This is a genomic window from Tatumella ptyseos ATCC 33301 (assembly GCF_000735525.1).
Taxonomy (GTDB): domain Bacteria; phylum Pseudomonadota; class Gammaproteobacteria; order Enterobacterales; family Enterobacteriaceae; genus Tatumella; species Tatumella ptyseos.
This window is the reverse complement of sequence record NZ_JMPR01000034.1, coordinates 16,009-34,793: the sequence shown is the minus strand read 5'-3', so window position 1 is coordinate 34,793 and position 18,785 is coordinate 16,009. Positions and strand designations below refer to the sequence as shown.

The following is an 18,785-nucleotide window of genomic DNA, read 5'->3' as shown; positions in this document are numbered from 1 at the left end:
AAACCCCGCTGTCGCGGGGTGGATAATATTAGCAAACTGATGCACCCGGTAATTCGCTGAATTTGGGAGACATCCCCCGCTGATCCGCTCAGTATATTCTGGGTGTGATCGCCGGGCCCTTATATCTACCGTCAAATGAAGTTCGGGTCAACCTTAAATAATTCCAACTTATTGATTTGTTGAATTTAAAGACAATCCACGCCGGATAAATAATTCCTCTGATAACAAAGAGCTATAAAAGTATTATGCGACTTACCTTTATCAGCCTAAGCGTCCTCACCTTCAAATAATACCGGCAGACCAGGTATAAGCTTCTGCAACGATACTTGTAAAGCAGGATCAAAAGTCCGATTCAGGGCGTTCAGAAATTCGCTTTTCAGCGACGCAGGCAAAAGCCGTTGTTAAAGAGCAAATTCATCCGGTATGTGATCTTTCCAATCATTCCCGTCCGCAGGATCATCGGGTTCAGTGATGTCAGAGACGGCCGGCCAGGTTACAATGTGTCCGCATTGCATCACTCTGGCTCCCGGATAACTTTTATTTAAGTTTTCTTTAAATGTAAAGATGAAGGAATCTTAAGTCAAGATAATTTAAGATAACTTAATATGAAAAATGAAACCATCGGCATGCGTATCCGTAAGCGCAGAAAAGAGCTCCGACTCACTCAGGCCGCCCTCGGTAGCAAAATCGGGGTGAAAGGCGGTGCTATCTCGCAATGGGAGGATGATAAAACCAGTCCCAAAGGTGAGAACCTGATTGCGCTATCCCAGGCACTGGGCTGTGTGCCTGAATTTCTTCTTTATGGAGAAAATTCCGCCTCTAATGTCGAGCCTGCGCATGCTGATATCAGACATATTCCTGTGATCAGCTACGTACAGGCGGGAGAATGGACGCCTGAGTCGACGATAAGGAACCTGGAGGGTAATATAGAGTACTTGCAGACGAATCTGGACTTATCGTCTTCCGCATTCACCCTGATCATCAAAGGCTGCTCTATGGAGCCTGAATTCAGTGAAGGGGATGCGGTGGTTATTGACCCCAATGTTTTCCCGCTGCCGGGGGATTTTGTTGTCGCAAAAAACGGTGAAGACGAAGCCTTATTTAAAAAGTATCGCCCCCGCGGGATCATCGGTGGCAATGAAGTGTTTGAACTGGTTCCGCTGAATGATGATTATCCGATACTTCGTTCTGATTCCTCGGAAATCCGGATTGTCGGTACCATGATGGAACACCGGAAATACCGGCGACGGAGATAAAAATCCCGCAGTACTGACACGCCCGCCACCTGACGGGCTCTTTCCTTGATCTTAAGATCCCTGAACATCCCGCACACAAAAACCTTCCTTAACTTAAATAAATCATTGCTTTATTATTTAAGAGTACTTAACTTATTACCTGTTACGGGCTTTCGTACCCACTGAATAAACCGGGAACATTACGCCGCCGGGGCTTACTGCAGGCAGTACATCTGTAAGATTGGCGGGCTCAACTGCAATACGCGTCATCAGCTTCAGGAGGTCACAGTGACACGCAAAACTCCCTTCAACGGGTCTGCCGCAGGCAGGCGACGCCAACGCCGTGCGGCACTGCAAAGCGATGCCAGTAAAAGTACAGAGCTTTTGCATCGTCCGCTCCCTTCCCTGTCTATGAACCGGCAGACGCGCCCGCCAACTGAGCGTGCGATAACACCGGCCGGCTCTGCAGAATTGCAGCTATACCGGCAAAAACTGCTGGAGTATGCCAGGGTCTTTGGTCATGAGCGCTGTGCACTACCATCGGCATCAGCAGGAGAGTCAGTTGTCACCTGTCATGCACGACAGAAAAAGCAAAAGGTATCGATTCCTGCTTACTATGACTGAGGCGATGACAGGATCATCCCCTGCTCTCTGCCAGCCGCTGCCGCGTCCGGAGCTGTCCTGTAATACGCCTTAGCACGATACCTGGGTTATGACTTACGGGAAGTTACACCGGCATCAGCCACGGATCTCTGACGCGAGTCTGCTGCGGCTATGTTGCCGGAATGACGGACACACAACGGGTAACAGGCTGGAAAGTAGCAATGTTTTCCTGTTGATACATTTCAACAATCTGTGGATCATCATCAATCGCAAAAAGGATCTCGTATCCCTGCGCAATCAACTTGCGCAGAACATGGCGCTTATACTCTGCCGGGGGGCGGTGGTCATGATCCGCACGATAAATGATTTCAGGATACAATGCCCCGGAAACCCTTCCCTTCAGCCACTGATGGGTCTGCTGACTGAAGTTTTGCTGTCTGCTGGTGATAATAAAAACGGGAGTGCTACTGAGTAATGCGTTCAGCATTTCAAGACCTGCATTAATGGGCGCATCGTTCACACATTCTGCCACAAACGGGTGCCATGCCTCGTTACACTGCCGTCTGTCTGCCGGCGGCACCAGGTGTGCCCGATGGCTGCTATCGCAGATGACCCCATCAAGATCCATAAGAATAATTTTCAAATAAACTCCTGTTTAACATACCCGTACCGGGGGAGCATCATTGTTACATTGAAATAGTCATCAAGGTGGATAAATATAATATTGTTCCGTGACCGATTAAAAGTCTTTTATCAGCAGCGTCCGGGAGAGACTGTCGGGAACGCCCACAGCGTCAGTCACCTGCACTCTTGTAGAGCCATCCCCGACCATAGCGTTTAACCGGGAAAGGGGCCCGACAGACGGCAATTATTATATTCCCGGAACAGCAGGCTGATATTTTCAAAAGACGTTTCCCGGACATACTAAAGTACACACCATAGAGAACACCCCTCAAGGTGATTAATATACAGATATCCGTCCTGAATAAATAAAAAGCTCCTCAGCAGTTAAAAAATAAAATCCATCCCGTGCTGAAACTGACCAGCCAGGCAGACAGGAAGACCAGCCTCTCCGGACTGACTGCATCCGCGGGTCTCTTACTGAGCGAGCACTCCTGAGTCATTGCCCCGTAGAGCCCACGCCAATAGAATGTTGAACAACCTCCCATTCAGTCAGTTGACCTGGTTCTCACTATAATCACTGGTGATCGACTTCAGGGACTGATATCCTCTGTAAAAATAAGGCGTTATCAATATATAAAAGCCGGTGATGTCGCAGATTACCCCCTTATAATCAGATAACTGCCTTGCAGGTGACGTTATTATGACCATCAATTTGCGACAAATCTGGCAATAAATTTTGCGTTTTACATTTTAACACCGGATATTCTGTAACGACCTTCAGCGGAGAAGACAGATAGGATAAATATCAGTAATCTCTTAGCGTGTCATGAAACGATAATTGATCCAGGCAGGAAGAATCAGTATGTCAAGTGTTATCATTGACCCTTGTTACTTTACCCGACAGGGGTTGAGGGAATATCTGGTTTCGCATCGTATCGATAGCCAGTGCTATAGCGGAATAGACACGCCGCAACAATTCAGTGCTCTTTTTGAACAACAGGCACCCTCCTTCGTCTTTATTTCCGGTCAGTGTGTGGATAATTTTTGTCCGGAGAACCGGGAGGTGGAAGAGGTTATCGCCCGCCATCCGGATACCCTGTTCTTTATATTCCTGACGCTACCGAACGGGCACTTTAATGGTTATCTGTACCTGCGGGAAAATATTATTATCACCTCTAAATCGCTGGAGCGCGATAATCTTGATCGTCTGCTTCTCCCCCACCTGAATTGCGTAAAAAACAACCAGCGCAGACTGAGAAAGCAGGAAATTAAACCCGTTGCACTGAGCCGGGCAGAAACCGAGATGTTACGGATGTGGATGTCAGGCTGCGATACGCTGCAGATTTCAGATCGGATGCAGATAAAAGTGAAGACTATCTCGTCACACAAAGGGAATATTAAGAAGAAAATCAATACACGAAATAAGCTGGTGATCCATCAGTTGATAAAAATCAGCGAAACCCTGACAGACGGGCTAAACACCAGCTACTGAATGCAGGCCGGTGCCCGTCCGCAGGCACCGGTAATTAACCTGCAGGAGCCTGTATCGGCTGAACAAAAATACCTTCCTCTGTATTGTTTTCATTAAAAAACCAGATACCTCGCGGATATTCCTCCAGCGCCACCAGATACATTATCCCTTCATTGAACGTTTCTGCCGCCAGGATCTTCCCTGTCCGCGGTGAGCCGCCGGCCGTTTTAACACTGACCCACTCATCAACCTGCATTGTTTTCTCCTCTCTCAGCATAACCCCTGCCTTTTCCGGTGATCGGAAACAAAACAGGACAACCGGAAGGGTGTCCTGTTTGAGAATAGCACAATTATTCAGCGCCTTCCGGCGTCAGATTTTACAGCTTTCACAGTCGCCTTCATCTTCAGAACTGACAGGGATCGCGCTGGCTTTTTCCTGAGCTTTGGCTTCAGCGTCGGCCAGTTGTGCATCAATGTCAAATTCAAAAATATCGTCACTCATCATTATTCTCCTGTACTGATTGCTGAGCGCAGTTATACCTGCTTACCGGTGATTTTTCCAAACAGTTTTACCAGTAAAAGCACAATCGACCCAATGATAGCACCGACAATCAGGGGGGCCAGAATATCGCTCAGGAAAGTCTGCAGGAAGCCATCGGTATGACGGGTTATTCCGCTGATCACATGATGCAGCCGGGAGATACCATGGATAACAATCCCCCCGCCGACCAGAAACATTGCCAGCGTCCCGACGACTGACAGCACCTTCATCAACAGAGGGGCCAGGAACAGTAATCCCGCGCCCGTTTTACGGGCAACCACAGAGTGTTTCTTTTCCAGCCAGTATCCCAGGTCATCAATTTTGACAATCAACGCCACAATACCGTAGACCCCGACCGTCACCAGTATCGCAATCCCTGCCAGTATCAGGACCCGGTTCAGCAGGGGGGCTTCAGCAACAATCCCCAGAGTCAGCGCTACAATCTCAGCAGACAGGATAAAATCCGTCCGGATCGCTCCTTTGATTTTGTCTTTCTCATAACTGACCGCATCCTGCTGGCTCAGCGTTTCTAAACGTTTTTGGCGTTCTTCAGGGCTTTTACGTTGCTTATCTGCGGTGAGCCAGTGCAGGACTTTCTCTACCCCTTCATAACTCAGATAAGCACCTCCCAGCATGAGTAAGGGAGTAATCAGCCAGGCGGCAAATGCGGAGATCACCAGCGCCAGCGGAACCAGGATCACTTTATTAAGAAAGGAGCCTTTCGCAACGCCCCAGACGACCGGGAGCTCGCGGTTCGCTTTCACACCGGCCACCTGCTGAGCATTGAGCGACAGATCGTCCCCCAGTACCCCGGCGGTTTTTTTTGCCGCGACTTTACCCATCACGGAAATATCGTCCAGCAAGGTAGAAATATCATCAAGTAATGCAAGTAAACTGGTTCCGGCCAAGGGATGTTCCTTTATTATCTGCTATCGGTGAGGATCAATAGTGTATCGGTACCGGCCGTCAGGGTTATGTTGTTACTCAGAACTCAGGGCGATCGTGCCGGCAACAGGGACACAAATCGACTTCACTGACTGTCATATCGGCAATGCCTGTTGTCTGCCACTCAACCCTGACCGGCTGACCGGCAGGTAACTTATGATGGATATATTTGCTGACAGCGCTCTCCGTCAGGCCACTGATCTCCTCGGTGGCAATTAACTGTTCACCGACATAGATGCTGGCTGTGGCACGGGTGCTCACCATTCGCTCATCCTGTAATGCATAAAGTCGTCTGACTGTCAGTTTAATACTGGCCATCATTGAAGTCCTGAGAGTGAGTGTAGATTATCGTTCGCCACTTTACTCAATTGTTAAGGGGTCACGCAAACTCCGGCCGGCGATTTTATCGCCGGGTACGCATTTGTGATTTCGCCGGATGGCCGGAACCTGCGAGGATAATCCGCTCACTATAAGATGACCGGCAACGCACATCCGGCGGGCCATCGCTGTCTGAACGTATTGTCCGGTAATAACCGGCTGTCGGCGGCTGAAGCGGGAGGTACCTTGTAGTGCTACGTGAACTGCGGCTGGCTTTATGCCCCGGGCCGTTACCCGGGGCTGACGTGTTTTTCAGGACGGTTTTAAGCGGTCCATAAACTCCCGACGGATTTCCCCGCCCGGCTGTTGGTCGGGAAACAGTTCATCGCTCAGACGGGCCATATACTCCACCAGAAATGAGGCATGGTATTCTGCCAGCGCTTTGCCGGCCTCCGTATGCATGGTCGCCGGTAACCCCAGTAATTTAGTCTGGAAGTGATCCAGTGCCCAGCGGGTATCGTCCAGCGGGCGCTCACGGGCGAACGGATCCTGACTATCGAACAACGGGCGACCCAGAGCACCGGAGGTATAAAAGACCCGGGCCAGCCCGATGGCCCCCAGCGATTCCAGTCTGTCCGCGTCCTGAACAATTTCTGCTTCGAGGGACCGGGCCGGAATGCCGGCACTGAAACTGTGGGCTTCCACCGCATGACTGACGGCAGCATACAAGGACTGCGGGAAATCCGGAAAATCAGCAGCCAGTACTCTCAGGGTCTCACGCGCCGCGTAGCCGGAGGCCAGATGCCGTTCAGGATGATTTTTCGGTAAATTCACCACATCATGGAAATAGCAGGCCGTCAGTACCACCAGCGGGTCAGCGTCAGTGTCCTGCATAATTTTACGGGCACTGGCCCACACCCGTTGTAAATGAGCCAGATCATGGGCTTTGTCTTCATGATCCCAGTTAAGCCGAAACCATTGGTCAAACGCTGATTGCCAGTCACTTAATTTTTTCATCCTGCTGCTCCTCTGTCTGACCATTACACTCCTGTACTGCGTTAAGCATATGACAACTTTACCGTTTGAGCCTGCGCTTCTGTCACTTTTAATGTAACAATCACCCTCCTGCCAGCTATCCGTCCTGTGTTTCAGGCACCTTTGCGTTTTCCGGCCAGCGGATCTCACTTCCCCTTACGGGATAACGCCTTTTTGCAGGCCGTTATAACTTTATTTTATATTTTCTGCCTGAATCACAGGTAAAACTGTTTTCACCGGCCGCTTGTCGCGCTAGTCTCTTACCCCTGCATGCCATCCGGCCCCTGTGATCTCAGAAGGTCACGGTCAATGACATGCCTGTGTGATAATAAAAACTAATTTCTGGCAGGACAATTATGGACTCAACACTTACATCAGATACCCCGGGGGTTAATATCACTGCCCTGTCCCGGGCGAAGCGGGCAGCCTGGGGAAGTTTTGCCGGTGCCGTCGTCGACTGGTATGACTTCCTGTTATATGGCATCACTGCAGCTCTGGTGTTTAATCATGAATTTTTTCCACAGATAAGCCCCGCCATGGGAACGCTGGCGGCGTTTGCTACCTTTGGTGTGGGCTTTCTGTTCCGCCCGCTGGGAGGCATTATCTTCGGCCATTTCGGCGATCGCCTGGGCCGTAAGCGTATGCTGATGCTGACCGTGTGGATCATGGGATGCGCAACCGCAGCCATTGGCCTGCTCCCGACATTTGACCAGATAGGCTGGCTGGCTCCTGTGCTGCTGGTAGTATTGCGGGCCGTTCAGGGCTTTGCGGTCGGCGGTGAATGGGGCGGCGCGGCTCTGCTGTCTGTCGAAAGTGCCCCGGAAAAGAAAAAAGCCTTTTACAGCAGCGGAGTCCAGGTGGGTTACGGCGTCGGACTGCTACTGTCGACCGGGCTGGTGTCGCTGATAAACCACTTCACCACTGACCAGCAATTCCTGAGCTGGGGATGGCGTCTGCCGTTTATTTTCAGCGTATTGCTGGTGGCTATCGCGCTCTGGATACGCTGTGGGATGCATGAATCAGAAGAATTCGAAAAGGCGGCACAACAGCAGACGACGGTACCGGAATCCCCGGCCGGTCTGCCGGTGATCCAGGCGATGCTTCGTCACCCGGGAGCCTTCCTGCAGATCATCGCGCTCAGGTTGTGCGAATTACTGACCATGTATATTGTGACCACCTTTGCCCTGAGCTATTCCACCCAGAATCTGGGATTATCGCGCGAATTGTTCCTGAATATCGGTCTGCTGGTGGGGGCGGTCAGTTGCGTCACTATCCCCTGCTTTGCCTGGCTTGCCGATACCTATGGCAGAAGACGCATTTATATTGCCGGTGCGCTGATCGGTACCTTCAGTGCCATTCCGTTTTTTATGGCGTTAGAAAGCCGTTCTATGGCAGGAATTCTCTTCTTTTCGCTGATGCTGGCAAATATTGCCCACGATATGGTGGTTTGTGTTCAGCAGCCAATGTTTACCGAAATGTTTGGTGCCCGCTATCGTTACAGCGGTGCCGGTGTCGGATACCAGGTTGCCAGCGTGGTCGGCGGAGGCTTCACGCCATTTATCGCCGCGGCACTGGTGACCTGGTCAGACGGAGCCTGGCACAGCGTGGCGCTGTATCTGATGGCAGGATGTCTGATTTCCCTGCTGGTCGCTATTTTTATGAAACCCCGCCGCGCCTGACCCCGGCTGTGGTCCTGCTCTCCCGGGTGGTCTCGCCTGAGAGAGCAGCTCCTCACTTGCTGCTGTTTACGCCGATCACAGGTTGATCCTGTCAGATATATCCTTGCTGATGGTCCCCCTCTCAGGGCCACTGACATTCCTGCCCCGGACGACTACAGCCGCAGACTTTCCCCGTTTCCGTGACCGGGCGGTACAAATTTATTATCACGCCAGCGTCAAACGCTTGACATTCTTTTCAGAAGGTATAGCATTACCCCGAATTAAAGTTGTTATATTATAACATTACATTATAGCCACACTCTGAGGATGGGGATCCTGATGCATATCAACAGAAAATCAGCAACACACGCACTGACCGTACAGAACGCAACTCCGCGCGGCCTTTCTCCCCGAATCAAAGCCGCGGGAGTCCTGGCCGCAATGACGGCTCTGCTGAGTGTCAGCTCGTTAAGCCTGGCAGCAGAAAACTCGCCCTCCCATATCCATGCCATCGGTATCGAAAATCAGTATGCCGATATTATCAGTCAGATCGGCGGGAAATATGTGGAAGTGACGTCGCTGATTTCAGACCCGAATACCGACCCGCACGCTTTTGAAGCCAGCCCGGGCATCGCCCGCCAGATAGCTCATGCCACCCTGATTGTCGAAAACGGAGCCGGTTATGATGACTGGGCAGACAAACTGATTGCCGCATCACCCAATGCAAAGCGTAACGTGATCAATGTTCACTCCCTGCTGAAGTTACCTGAGAATACCGCCAACCCGCATTTATGGTACGATCCTCAGACCATGCCTGCGGTCGCCGATGCGATTGCCGACCAGCTGGCGAGTAAAATGCCGGAACATGCGGCAGAATTCCGGGAAAATGCCGGTAAATTCCGTCAGTCCATGGAACCGGTCAATGCAGCAATAACGGCCTTTAAGAACGATTTCCCTGACACGCCTGTGGCAGTGACTGAGCCGGTGGCGGACTATCTGCTGAAAGCCATGGGCGCGAAAATTCTCACCCCTGAAGCTCTGGAATACGGCATTATGAATGATATCGACCCCGCGCCACAGCTAGTCAGTGAACAGAATGAATTGCTGGCACAACGTAAGGTGCGGGTCTTTGTCTATAACCAGCAGGTGACAGACCCGGTCACCAGTCATTTCCTGGCGCTGGCGCGGAAAAATCATATTCCGGTGGCAGGGGTTTATGAAACCATGCCGGAACCCGGCTATCACTATCAGTCATGGATGCTGGCTGAAATCAGTGCATTACGTCACGCAGTGAGTGATCAGGTATCGACTGAATCGCTGATTGCCGGTAAACGGTGAAATGATGACCGAATCACCGGTGTTACGTGTCCGTCAGTTGGGGGTTAACTACCCCGGCCATCGGGTACTTCAGGATGTCAGTTTTGATATCGGCCACGGAGAATTCTGTGGCCTTATCGGGGCCAATGGCTGCGGAAAAACCACACTGTTTCGCGCCCTGCTGGGTTTACAGGATTTTTCAGCCGGGGAAATCACACTTAACGGCGGTAATGTCCGGCAGGGGCTGGCTGCGGTCGGTTATGTCCCACAGAAGAATATCCTGGATCCGGATATTCCGCTGACAGCCCGCGATGTCGTTGCGCTTGGTCTGGACGGTCACCGCCCGGGCTTTAGCTTACGCCCCCGCCGTTACCGGCAGCGTATCGATGAAATGCTGGATGCGGTGGATGCGCTGCCTTTTGCAGGCCAGCGTATCGGCCGTCTCTCCGGCGGGCAGCAACAGCGGGTGTTAATTGCGCATGCACTGATCCGTCGCCCGAACCTGCTGTTACTGGATGAGCCTCTGTCGAATCTGGACATGGCCGCAGCGGCTGAGATCGTCGGTCTGCTCAGACGACTGGCCCGTGAGCAACAGGTGTCTGTGCTGCTCTCTGCCCATGATATCAACCCGCTATTGCCTGCCATGGACCGGGTGGTGTATCTGGCTAACGGCCGGGCGGCCAGTGGCCCGACCGGCGAGGTTATCCGTACCGGCGTGCTGAGTCAGCTCTACGGCTATCATATCGATGTTATCCGGGTACACGGCCGTATTCTGGTGGTGGCCGGCGATCCCGGCATGGCTGAAACGGATGAATGTCAGCCACCACATGTTATTTCTGTTCCCTGAAGGACGACGCAGATGTTTTCCTTATTTATCAGTCACGGATTTTTCAGCAGTGCTCCTGTACAGACTGCACTGACCGTTGGCGGGGGAGCCGCCATCGTCTGCGGGGTCACCGGCGTATTTGCGTTAATGCGCGGCCATGCCTTTGCCGGGCATGCCTTATCTGACATCAGTAGTGCCGGCGGCGCGGCCTCCTTCTTACTCGGCATAAATGCGCTGACCGGTTTTATTCTGATGGCTCTGGCAGGGGCTGCAGGTATCGAGCTGAGTGCGACACGCCGCCAACGGGAACGAAGCCTTTCCACCGGTATTGTTCTCGGTGCCGGGCTGGGCTGTTCGGCGCTGTTTCTCTGGTTTGCCGTCAAAAAACAGAATGCTTCCGGCGCAACGCTATCGGTGATGTTCGGCTCCATTTGGACATTACCGGCATCGGTTATCCCCTGGATACTGCTGACTGCAGGATGTGCGCTACTGCTGCTGTCGCTTATCTGGCGACCGGTATTACTGTGTGCCATTGACCCCGATCTGGCGAGGATCCGCGGCATCAATGTCAGACTGATCGGCGTATTGCAATTGTCAGCGCTGGCGCTGGCGGTTGCCTTATCGTCGATGACCGTCGGAGCCATTTTATCCACGGCTTTACTGATTGGTCCGGCCGCGATCGCTCTTAAATTTGCCCGCTCACCGCTGTCGGCCGTCGTACTTTCCGCTATTACCGGGCTGTCAGCCGTCTGGCTGGGCGTATGGCTGGCGTATGAAAGCTTCTATTGGCCTCACAGTCAGGGCTGGCCGGTCAGCTTCTTTATCGTCAGTCTCATTTTTATTGCCTGGGGGTTCAGCGGCATTCTCGCCCGGGCCATTGTGCCGCAAGCCGGTTCGGACCGGCAGCGATTCAGGAAGAGAAAACATGTTTAGCGGTTTTATGTTTACCAGCTGGACAGCGGCGACGCTGGTCGCCATTGTCTGCGGCATGGTCGGATTTTTTGTCATCCTGCGCGGTGCATCTTTTACCGCCCATGCCCTGCCGATGGGTGCCTTCCCCGGAGCCGCTGCTGCGGTATTACTGGGTATTAATCCTTTTTATGGCGTTCTGCTTTTTGCCTCGATCGGCGCTCTGGGGATCAATGTCTTCAGCCGCCAGCACCGTCATGAAGTCGCGACCGCGCTTTGCCTGGTGACGTTACTGGGGGCAGGCACTCTCCTGCTTAGTCTGAGCGGGCGTTATTCACGGGCAGTCTATTCACTGTTATTTGGCGATTTACTGGGCATCAGTCGTTCGCAACTGATCCCGCTGGTCATTTCAGCCGTCATTACCGTATTACTGGTCGCTCTGTTATTCCGTCGTTTACTGCTCAGTTCATTTTCCGCAGAGCTGGCGGCGGTTCGCGGTATTCCGCTGCGCAGTACCGAATTGGGGTTTCTCACGTTGCTGGCATTGACCACCAGCATCGCGGTACCGGTTGTCGGATCGTTACTGGTGTTCAGCCTGATGATTGCACCCCCGGCAATTGCACGCTCACTGAGCCGCCGCCCGTTCCCCGCATTACTGCTGTCGGTAGCCGTCGCTCTGACCATCGTATGGAGTGCGATAGCTCTCTCCTGGTTTACTGACTGGCCGCCCGGTTTTTTTGTCGGTACGCTGGGTGCATTACTGTACCTCGCTGAACGGATATATTCGGGGCGACGTCAGACAACACACACCCTGCCGCCACAGGAGGCGTCACCCGCCGGCCGGTGATCCGCCTGCCGGGCCAGGGCTCTGGCCTGTCTCTCCCGTTTCATCACGGACAGGATGGCTGACACCAGATTCATTCAATACGAATAATCTCCGGATACTTTTCCGTGGCTGACTCATGGAATATATCGTCCAGCCAGCGGGGGATTTCATCTTCCGTCAGGGTGTCCGGAATAACACACTCCCGCAGCCTTGAATATTTACGCTCTGTCATATCGATACGAAACACCTGCCAGCGATTCTGTTCACGGCGCACACCGATATATCGTCCGAAGACACTATAAATCAGCATTTTTCCTCCGTACTCCGTCATACTCAATAGCCGCCGGTATCGCTGTCTGAAGACAATGAAAATTCCGCGAGGTAGTGGAAAGAAATAAGATTTTTTATTACCTCCGCACAGATCTTAGGTAACATTGTCAGCTTATCGACGAAGAGGCAATAACAATGAAAGTAAAAAAAATATTACTGTGGACCGGGCTGATTGTGATTGGCGGCGTGGTGGGATTCTCTGTGAATAATGCCACGGTTGCCCGATATAATATTATTAACTCCACATGCTCGGTACTGAATGTTGCCGTGGATAACCATATGCTGGCACCTGAGCAGGTACGTACGCTGGGTCAGTTAACCGCCCAAAAACTGCAGGGTTCACTGGTAATGAATGCTTTCCGGCTGGATCAGCAGCAAATCAATGCCGCGGCTGTGGGCTCGAATTGTTCGCAGTTTATGGCGGGTATCAGCGAAAAATCCGGCTGACCTTCGTTATGACGGGCTTTACCGGGTGTAACCGCCGCGCCCCCGGTAAGGCCCGCCCTCAGTCGCCGCTCTGCCCTGCCTGACGGTGAGAGTTCCCCCTGTGCCGCACCGTGGTAAAGGCAGCCAGCCGGAGACACCGTTGATCGGGCGTACCTTGCCCCCTCATACACCCCTATCGTCCGGCATCTCAACACCGTTGTCTGTCCCTCACCGTTCTGGTTAACCTGAGGGTGCGTGATCCCCTGTTTACTTCCGGCGTCAGCACTGATATTAAAAGCTATCAGCAACCCGCCCGGTATCAACTGATCAGCCTGTACACAGCAGAAATCTCTGCTACATGACGGTGATACCGCGCCAGAAAGGAGCCGGCAGATGTTAATACCCCCCCGGGCCGAAAACGGGACCGGTGAATTTTCGTTCTCTGACAGCACGACCACCCTGGGTCCGGTCAGCTATATACACTGCCTGGCACTCAGACAACGGGTGCTCTGGCCGGATAAACCTCTGTCCTTTTCCCGCGTGCCGGGGGATGACTCTGCCCGCCATTTCGGGATCACCCGTGCAGGGACCCTCATCTGCTGCCTGTCTGTTTTTCGTCAGCAGGAACATTGCTGGCAGATACGTAAATTTGCCACCCTGCCGGAATGGCAACACCAGGGTGCCGGCAGTGCGTTACTGAACCGGGTGATCGCACTGCTGATACAGGAAGGCGCTCGGCGCTTTGAACTGGATGCCAGACTGAGTGCTGCAGATTTCTACCGGAAACGGGGATTTTCGCCCTGCTCTGCACCGTTCGAAAAAAAAGGGCTGCGCTATATCCATATGGCACAACAGGTGGACGGTAACCCTGCCCCTGAAGATTTATCCCTGTAACGGGTCTCTGCCTGCCGGGGAAGTCATTCATTATGGCCTGACAATGCAGGCGTGACAGTGTACCCTGTGTGGCCAGGCACGCAATACGGACGCAGCAGGCGGTGAACAAAGGTTCCGCCGGAAATATTGCGGACAGCCGCGGTCCGGCAATCAGTGAAAAAACGGATCTGACACTTCAGGAGACAAAAATTATGTTCAGTCATGTGGTCGTGGGTTCTGATGATCTTCAGCTATCTAAAAAATTTTATGATGCTATTTTTCGTTTTACCGGGATTGATGATGCCGGTATTGACGCCCTTAATCGTCCCTTTTACCGGAAGGGAGGCCAGCGGTTTATCGTAACCTTGCCGATAAACGGTCAACCGGCAACCCCGGCCAATGGCGGGACGATCGGGTTCCTGCTAAGCAGTGCAGAAGATGTACAGGCCTGGCACCAGGCAGGCGTTAAATCCGGCGGAAAATCGGCCGAAAGTGCACCCCACCTGCGTAAAGATGGTAAATTTATCGCTTATTTGCGGGACCCGTACGGTAATAAACTTTGTGCCTACGCTCAGCAAGCCCTCTGAGCCAGGGACGTGCAGGTTCGCCAGAGGCCGCGCAGTGGACACTGCGCCGTCTCTGAAAGTCCTCACTGGTAAATTACGCCTGTGCACATCTCCTGACCGGTGAGTCGTCGCATCACCGGTACGGTTAGCCTGATCCGGGCGACCGCTCTCCTTTAACTGGTGACAACTATCCACGGTAAACCGTGCAGGGACATCCTCCCCCCACTGGCCTACCGGCAAGCCTGCGCCGTGCTGCACAGTAAAAACACAAATGGACTGTTCTACGGCCTCTCTGGTGAAATCTTCGGCATACGGACGCAAAGGGGGCGAAAGTGCTTTGACAAGCCCCTCTTGGCCCGTTAATATTCGCCCCGTCTTCACGACAATTCCTCTGTAGTTCAGTCGGTAGAACGGCGGACTGTTAATCCGTATGTCACTGGTTCGAGTCCAGTCAGAGGAGCCAAATTTCGATTCTTACGCTTCCTTATGAGTCTTTATTTAGTTATGATTCAATAAGTTAGCGCAAAAATCTTTCCCGATGCGTATCTGTTTTTCCCTCCGCATCCGGTTAATTTGGTGGTCAGATCTGGGGTCAGTTTAGTTCGATTCTGGAGTGACCCCCAAATGTCTTTAAACGATTCAAAAATCCGCAATTTAAAACCCTCTTCTAAACCCGTAAAACTGTCTGATTCACACGGTCTGTATCTGCTGGTCAATCCCGGCGGTTCACGTATCTGGTATCTCAAGTATCGCTTCAACGGCAAAGAGTCCCGTGTCAGTCTGGGTGCCTATCCGCTGATTTCTCTCGCGGAGGCACGGCAACAGCGCGATGGTGTCCGCAAGCTGCTGGCGCAGAATATCAATCCGGCGCAGCAGCGCATCACGGAGAAAGCTGCCGTATCCCCGGAAAAATGTTTTAAAGCCGTGGCGCTGGCATGGCACAAGACCAACAAAAAATGGTCGGCGGATTATGCAGAGCGCATTCTTGCCAGTATGAACAACCATATTTTTCCGTCGATTGGTCATCTGCCTGTAACCTCACTGAAAACGCAACACTTCACCGCGTTGCTGAAAGTTATCGAGGAAAAAGGCTTTCTGGAAGTCGCGTCCCGTACCCGGCAGCAGCTCTGCAACATCATGCGTTACGCCGTTCAGCAGGGGCTCATTGAAAACAATCCGGCGCTGCATCTGGAAGGCGTCACCGCACCGCCGGTTAAAAATCATTATCCCGCCCTGCCGCTGGAGCGCCTGCCCGAATTGTTTGAGCGTATTGGCGATTATCAGCAGGGACGGCAGTTGACAAGGCTGGCGGTGGTGCTGACTCTCCACCTGTTTATCCGCTCCAGCGAACTACGCTTTGCCCGCTGGGGCGAAATTGATTTCAGAAACAAAATCTGGACTATTCCCGCCACCCGCGAAGCGATTGAGAAAGTCCGGTTTTCTGGCCGTGGTGCAAAAATGCGTACCCCGCATATCGTGCCGCTTTCCCGGCAGGCGATTGCCATTCTGAAGCAGATTCAGGAGATATCCGGTCATCAGGAACTGGTGTTCCCCGGCGACCATAACCCATACAAGCCGATGAGTGAAAACACCGTCAACCGGGCGCTGCGTCTGATGGGGTACGACACAAAAACAGAAGTATGTGGACATGGTTTCCGGGCAATGGCCTGTAGCGCACTGGTGGAGTCTGAACTCTGGTCCCGGGACGCCGTTGAGCGACAGATGAGCCATCAGGAGCGCAACAGCGTGCGGGCGGAGTATATCCACCGCGCTGAACACCTCGACGCCCGTAAAGCCATGATGCAGTGGTGGTCGGATTATCTGGATTCGAGCAGCAAAGGGTACATTGCGCCGTATATTTATGCGCGGCAGCATAAGGCAGCCTGAGCCAGTCATTGCGTAATTTTTTGATAATGGAAAAGCAGATCCTGATTGAATACGGATCTGCTTTTTGCATTGAAAGGATTTACCTTAAATTTTTTGGTTATTAATCGGAAAGCGTACAAAATTATTCTGGGTAGAATAATTTTGTACCAAAACCTATCAATACTTTATAAATCAATTGTTAAATATCGAGAATTACTTACGGTAAATAATTTCTTGCAATCGCTGCCAGGCAGCCTGCGCCAGATATTGCCGGATATATATCTATCTCCGCCAGTTACAGCCTTTTAAGCCCTTTGGCCCTTTCCGGTCTGGCGCTGTTACCCTTAGTCGCCCCTTATCCTTTCCGGCCTTTTTCTTTTGACTGGCGCAATCATCAGTAGAAGCTGATTAATAGACCATACCGTTCGGAAGTACGGTTATTGAGAGGAAACCGTACAAAAAATTTCTACGTAGAAATTTTTTCGGTGGATAACGATGGATAAAGGGCATTTTATAATATGATGGCTATCAAAAATATTTTATTAACACTTAATCAATTGATTTATAACAGATAATAAAAATTTAATAGTCGGTGATTATTAATCATGTCAGCATTGATAGAAAAGCATACAAAAAATTTTGCCCACAAAATTTTTTGTACGAAAACCGATTAATAACCTGAGATTGATAGAAAAATACCCAAAATTATTTGAGGGCAAATAATTTTGGGCAAAAACCGATGAATAACAGATATATTGCAAGCCTGAGGCTATCAGTCAGCACCTGCCTTTCGCCCGTACACCTGCGCCACATACCGTCCGCGCCCGTCGCCGTGCCCCAAATCCATTGCCGTCATTGCCAGCGCCTCTTTCCCGCTGAATCCCTGCGCCAGATAATGACGAATGGCATCCTGTGCCCAGGCATAGCGCAGTGAGTGCGGGGAATATACGCCAGTTAAGCCAAGACCCGACGCCTGGCTGTGCCAGTATTTCATCGCGCTTTTCAGGTCGGGCTTATCAATCAGCCTGTCATAATGATTTTCTGCCACAGTCAGCGCCGTATCCAGCGCTTTTTTAATTACGCCTGCATCAAGAATTATCGTCTCGCGGGGTCGTCCGCCTTTGGTGCCGAACACCACGGTTAAGCGGGATTCCCCGCGCTCAAGCGCCTGCTTCCACGTTTTCAGCGACTGCGCACTCTGTACCGCCTCCTGCGAGCGCAGGCCCATCAGCCTTGCCAGCTCCATCGCCGCCGCCAGCCCCGCATCTTTCGTGCGGGCCGTTTCCAGCGCCTGACGGTAATTCTCCGGCGGGATGGCCCGCCTTGTGCCATTGCGCGATGCGCCTGCAAGACCCAGCGCCCGGTTGCTTATCCGGTCGCCGTCAGCCAGTTTTACCCGCCCGGCCTGCCGCAGAATACAGCGCACCGCCGCCATCTCGTTTTGCAGGGAGCGCTTTGAGATGCCCTGCGCCAGCCGCTCCCGGACATAGCCCTCAATATGCCGTGCCTTAAGGTGCTCCACCCGGCGTATCTGAATATTCTGCGCCATCACCAGACGCTCACAAAACCGCTGCGCCAGCGCGATGCGGTCGTGAACCGTCTTGTGACTGCCACCCGCCTGCCTCGCCCACCGCGTCATTTCCCGCTCCAGCATTCCCATATATTCCCCCTTTCATGATTGCCGCAAATTTGTCACCCAAAAACCCAGAACTGATACAGCTTCCCCGGCGCGTAGGCCATAGCCCCTGATTTTTTAGTCGGGGCTGCGAACGGTATCTGAGCGCCGGGGCGACGGCTGTTGAGGTGTGATGGGGCATCGGTTGTGCTTTCAAAGCAGCCGCCCGCTTGCGCGGGTTATCCCCCGGATCGTCCAGATCCCCCTCTGATACCGGTTCATGTTCTCCTTGTGGTTAAGAAATGGCCTGAAAAGGCGCGTCAGAATCCCGTTATGGGCTGGTGCAGTTGATTTCTCTGGTGCAGATCGAAAGGGTTGCGTGCGTCACTCTCCCGCTCCGCGCGGGCAGAGTGACGCACTGGTCTGGTACAGTGCTAAAAAATAGATATCTGGTGCAGCTTTACGGCCACGCGGCAGCAAATGCCTTCGGCAAATGCAGGCCGCAGGCCGGGAGAATCTCCGGCAGGGTGCAGACAGGGCCAGCATTCTGGCGCAGTAAAAGCGGTATCGTGTATAAACTCCGGCCTCCGTCGCGGTGGTCCGCGACCCGGTGTTTGCAGAGGTTTGCACCGGTAAAGGGTTCAACCGTCCTGACGAATCAGGCGCTTCTTTCAGGTTGTGAAGCGTGGGTCTGCCCGCAGGCAGGTGTTGCGGGGGAAAAGATATGCCCGTACCGCTGGCGCGGAAAGGAGAAACTGTTTCTGGCTGTAAAAGAATTTTTTGATCACTTGCCGTTATAAA

Annotated in this window: 20 protein-coding genes and 1 tRNA gene; 13 read left to right on the top strand and 8 right to left on the bottom strand. The window is 52.5% G+C overall.

Features of this window, described 5'->3' with window-relative positions; genetic code table 11:
* The first annotated feature begins 605 nt into the window (after positions 1–605).
* Together GTPT_RS09755 and GTPT_RS16740 are read left to right on the top strand one after the other, a co-directional pair.
* Entirely contained in the window at positions 606–1,256 is a 651-nt protein-coding gene (locus tag GTPT_RS09755) for a LexA family protein (protein ID WP_025902079.1), read from the top strand.
* Positions 1,257–1,523: 267 nt separating this feature from the next.
* The gene (locus GTPT_RS16740; RefSeq protein ID WP_025902078.1) at positions 1,524–1,859 is read left to right on the top strand and encodes a transcriptional antitermination N peptide; all 336 of its coding nucleotides are present in this window, start codon (positions 1,524–1,526) and stop codon (positions 1,857–1,859) included.
* Positions 1,860–2,007: 148 nt separating this feature from the next.
* Here the strand turns inward: GTPT_RS16740 and GTPT_RS09745 are convergent, their stop codons facing one another.
* Positions 2,008–2,481, bottom strand: coding sequence for a phosphatase domain-containing protein (locus GTPT_RS09745; protein WP_025902077.1), 474 nt, complete (start codon positions 2,479–2,481; stop codon positions 2,008–2,010).
* Positions 2,482–3,324: 843 nt separating this feature from the next.
* Here GTPT_RS09745 and rcsA point away from each other — a divergent pair.
* Positions 3,325–3,954 (top strand): transcriptional regulator RcsA, encoded by a 630-nt coding sequence (rcsA, locus tag GTPT_RS09740; protein ID WP_025902076.1) that lies wholly within the window; start codon positions 3,325–3,327, stop codon positions 3,952–3,954.
* Positions 3,955–3,988: 34 nt separating this feature from the next.
* Here rcsA and dsrB read toward each other — a convergent pair whose 3' ends face one another.
* The 5 genes from dsrB to GTPT_RS09720 all read right to left on the bottom strand — a co-directional run bounded on the left by dsrB (position 3,989) and on the right by GTPT_RS09720 (position 6,754).
* Positions 3,989–4,189 (bottom strand): protein DsrB, encoded by a 201-nt coding sequence (gene dsrB / locus GTPT_RS09735; RefSeq protein ID WP_029991562.1) that lies wholly within the window; start codon positions 4,187–4,189, stop codon positions 3,989–3,991.
* A 114-nt stretch (positions 4,190–4,303) separates the two neighbouring features.
* Positions 4,304–4,438, bottom strand: coding sequence for a hypothetical protein (locus GTPT_RS17925; protein WP_256360146.1), 135 nt, complete (start codon positions 4,436–4,438; stop codon positions 4,304–4,306).
* Positions 4,439–4,467: 29 nt separating this feature from the next.
* Positions 4,468–5,382, bottom strand: coding sequence for a DUF808 family protein (locus tag GTPT_RS09730; protein WP_029991561.1), 915 nt, complete (start codon positions 5,380–5,382; stop codon positions 4,468–4,470).
* Positions 5,383–5,458: 76 nt separating this feature from the next.
* The gene (locus GTPT_RS09725; protein WP_025902073.1) at positions 5,459–5,737 is read right to left on the bottom strand and encodes a hypothetical protein; all 279 of its coding nucleotides are present in this window, start codon (positions 5,735–5,737) and stop codon (positions 5,459–5,461) included.
* Between the two features lie 312 nt (positions 5,738–6,049).
* Complete coding sequence (locus GTPT_RS09720; RefSeq protein WP_029991560.1) at positions 6,050–6,754, bottom strand: phosphohydrolase; 705 nt, start codon at positions 6,752–6,754, stop codon at positions 6,050–6,052.
* A gap of 374 nt (positions 6,755–7,128) precedes the next feature.
* Here GTPT_RS09720 and shiA point away from each other — a divergent pair, with 374 nt between their 5' ends.
* The 5 genes from shiA to GTPT_RS09695 all read left to right on the top strand — a co-directional run bounded on the left by shiA (position 7,129) and on the right by GTPT_RS09695 (position 12,329).
* Positions 7,129–8,451, top strand: coding sequence for a shikimate transporter (gene shiA, locus GTPT_RS09715; RefSeq protein WP_025902071.1), 1,323 nt, complete (start codon positions 7,129–7,131; stop codon positions 8,449–8,451).
* Positions 8,452–8,769: 318 nt separating this feature from the next.
* A complete protein-coding gene (locus GTPT_RS09710) occupies positions 8,770–9,768 on the top strand; it encodes a metal ABC transporter solute-binding protein, Zn/Mn family (protein ID WP_081671491.1) in 999 nt (332 codons plus the stop codon).
* A 1-nt stretch (position 9,769) separates the two neighbouring features.
* On the top strand, positions 9,770–10,594 hold the full coding sequence (locus GTPT_RS09705; RefSeq protein ID WP_029991557.1) for a metal ABC transporter ATP-binding protein: 825 nt from the start codon (positions 9,770–9,772) through the stop codon (positions 10,592–10,594).
* Positions 10,595–10,606: 12 nt separating this feature from the next.
* Complete coding sequence (locus GTPT_RS09700; RefSeq protein ID WP_051170939.1) at positions 10,607–11,506, top strand: metal ABC transporter permease; 900 nt, start codon at positions 10,607–10,609, stop codon at positions 11,504–11,506.
* On the top strand, positions 11,499–12,329 hold the full coding sequence (locus tag GTPT_RS09695) for a metal ABC transporter permease (RefSeq protein ID WP_025902067.1): 831 nt from the start codon (positions 11,499–11,501) through the stop codon (positions 12,327–12,329). The genes GTPT_RS09700 and GTPT_RS09695 overlap by 8 nt, the downstream gene beginning before the upstream one ends.
* Before the next feature lie 70 nt (positions 12,330–12,399).
* Here the strand turns inward: GTPT_RS09695 and GTPT_RS09690 are convergent, their stop codons facing one another.
* A complete protein-coding gene (locus GTPT_RS09690) occupies positions 12,400–12,618 on the bottom strand; it encodes a DUF7661 family protein (protein WP_025902066.1) in 219 nt (72 codons plus the stop codon).
* A gap of 155 nt (positions 12,619–12,773) precedes the next feature.
* Between GTPT_RS09690 and GTPT_RS09685 the strand changes: the two genes are divergently transcribed.
* The 5 genes from GTPT_RS09685 to GTPT_RS09665 all read left to right on the top strand — a co-directional run bounded on the left by GTPT_RS09685 (position 12,774) and on the right by GTPT_RS09665 (position 16,390).
* Positions 12,774–13,085 carry a hypothetical protein gene (locus tag GTPT_RS09685; protein WP_025902065.1) on the top strand — a complete coding sequence of 104 codons (312 nt, stop codon included), beginning with the start codon at positions 12,774–12,776 and terminating at the stop codon, positions 13,083–13,085.
* Positions 13,086–13,457: 372 nt separating this feature from the next.
* Positions 13,458–13,958 carry a GNAT family N-acetyltransferase gene (locus tag GTPT_RS09680; RefSeq protein ID WP_051170936.1) on the top strand — a complete coding sequence of 167 codons (501 nt, stop codon included), beginning with the start codon at positions 13,458–13,460 and terminating at the stop codon, positions 13,956–13,958.
* 101 nt (positions 13,959–14,059) lie between these two features.
* On the top strand, positions 14,060–14,524 hold the full coding sequence (locus GTPT_RS09675) for a VOC family protein (RefSeq protein ID WP_241964820.1): 465 nt from the start codon (positions 14,060–14,062) through the stop codon (positions 14,522–14,524).
* Positions 14,525–14,890: 366 nt separating this feature from the next.
* Positions 14,891–14,966, top strand: a tRNA-Asn gene (locus tag GTPT_RS09670).
* A gap of 161 nt (positions 14,967–15,127) precedes the next feature.
* Positions 15,128–16,390 carry a tyrosine-type recombinase/integrase gene (locus tag GTPT_RS09665; RefSeq protein ID WP_029991549.1) on the top strand — a complete coding sequence of 421 codons (1,263 nt, stop codon included), beginning with the start codon at positions 15,128–15,130 and terminating at the stop codon, positions 16,388–16,390.
* Positions 16,391–17,141: 751 nt separating this feature from the next.
* Here GTPT_RS09665 and GTPT_RS09660 read toward each other — a convergent pair.
* Entirely contained in the window at positions 17,142–18,029 is an 888-nt protein-coding gene (locus tag GTPT_RS09660) for an integrase domain-containing protein (RefSeq protein WP_029991548.1), read from the bottom strand.
* Positions 18,030–18,785: the final 756 nt, after the last annotated feature.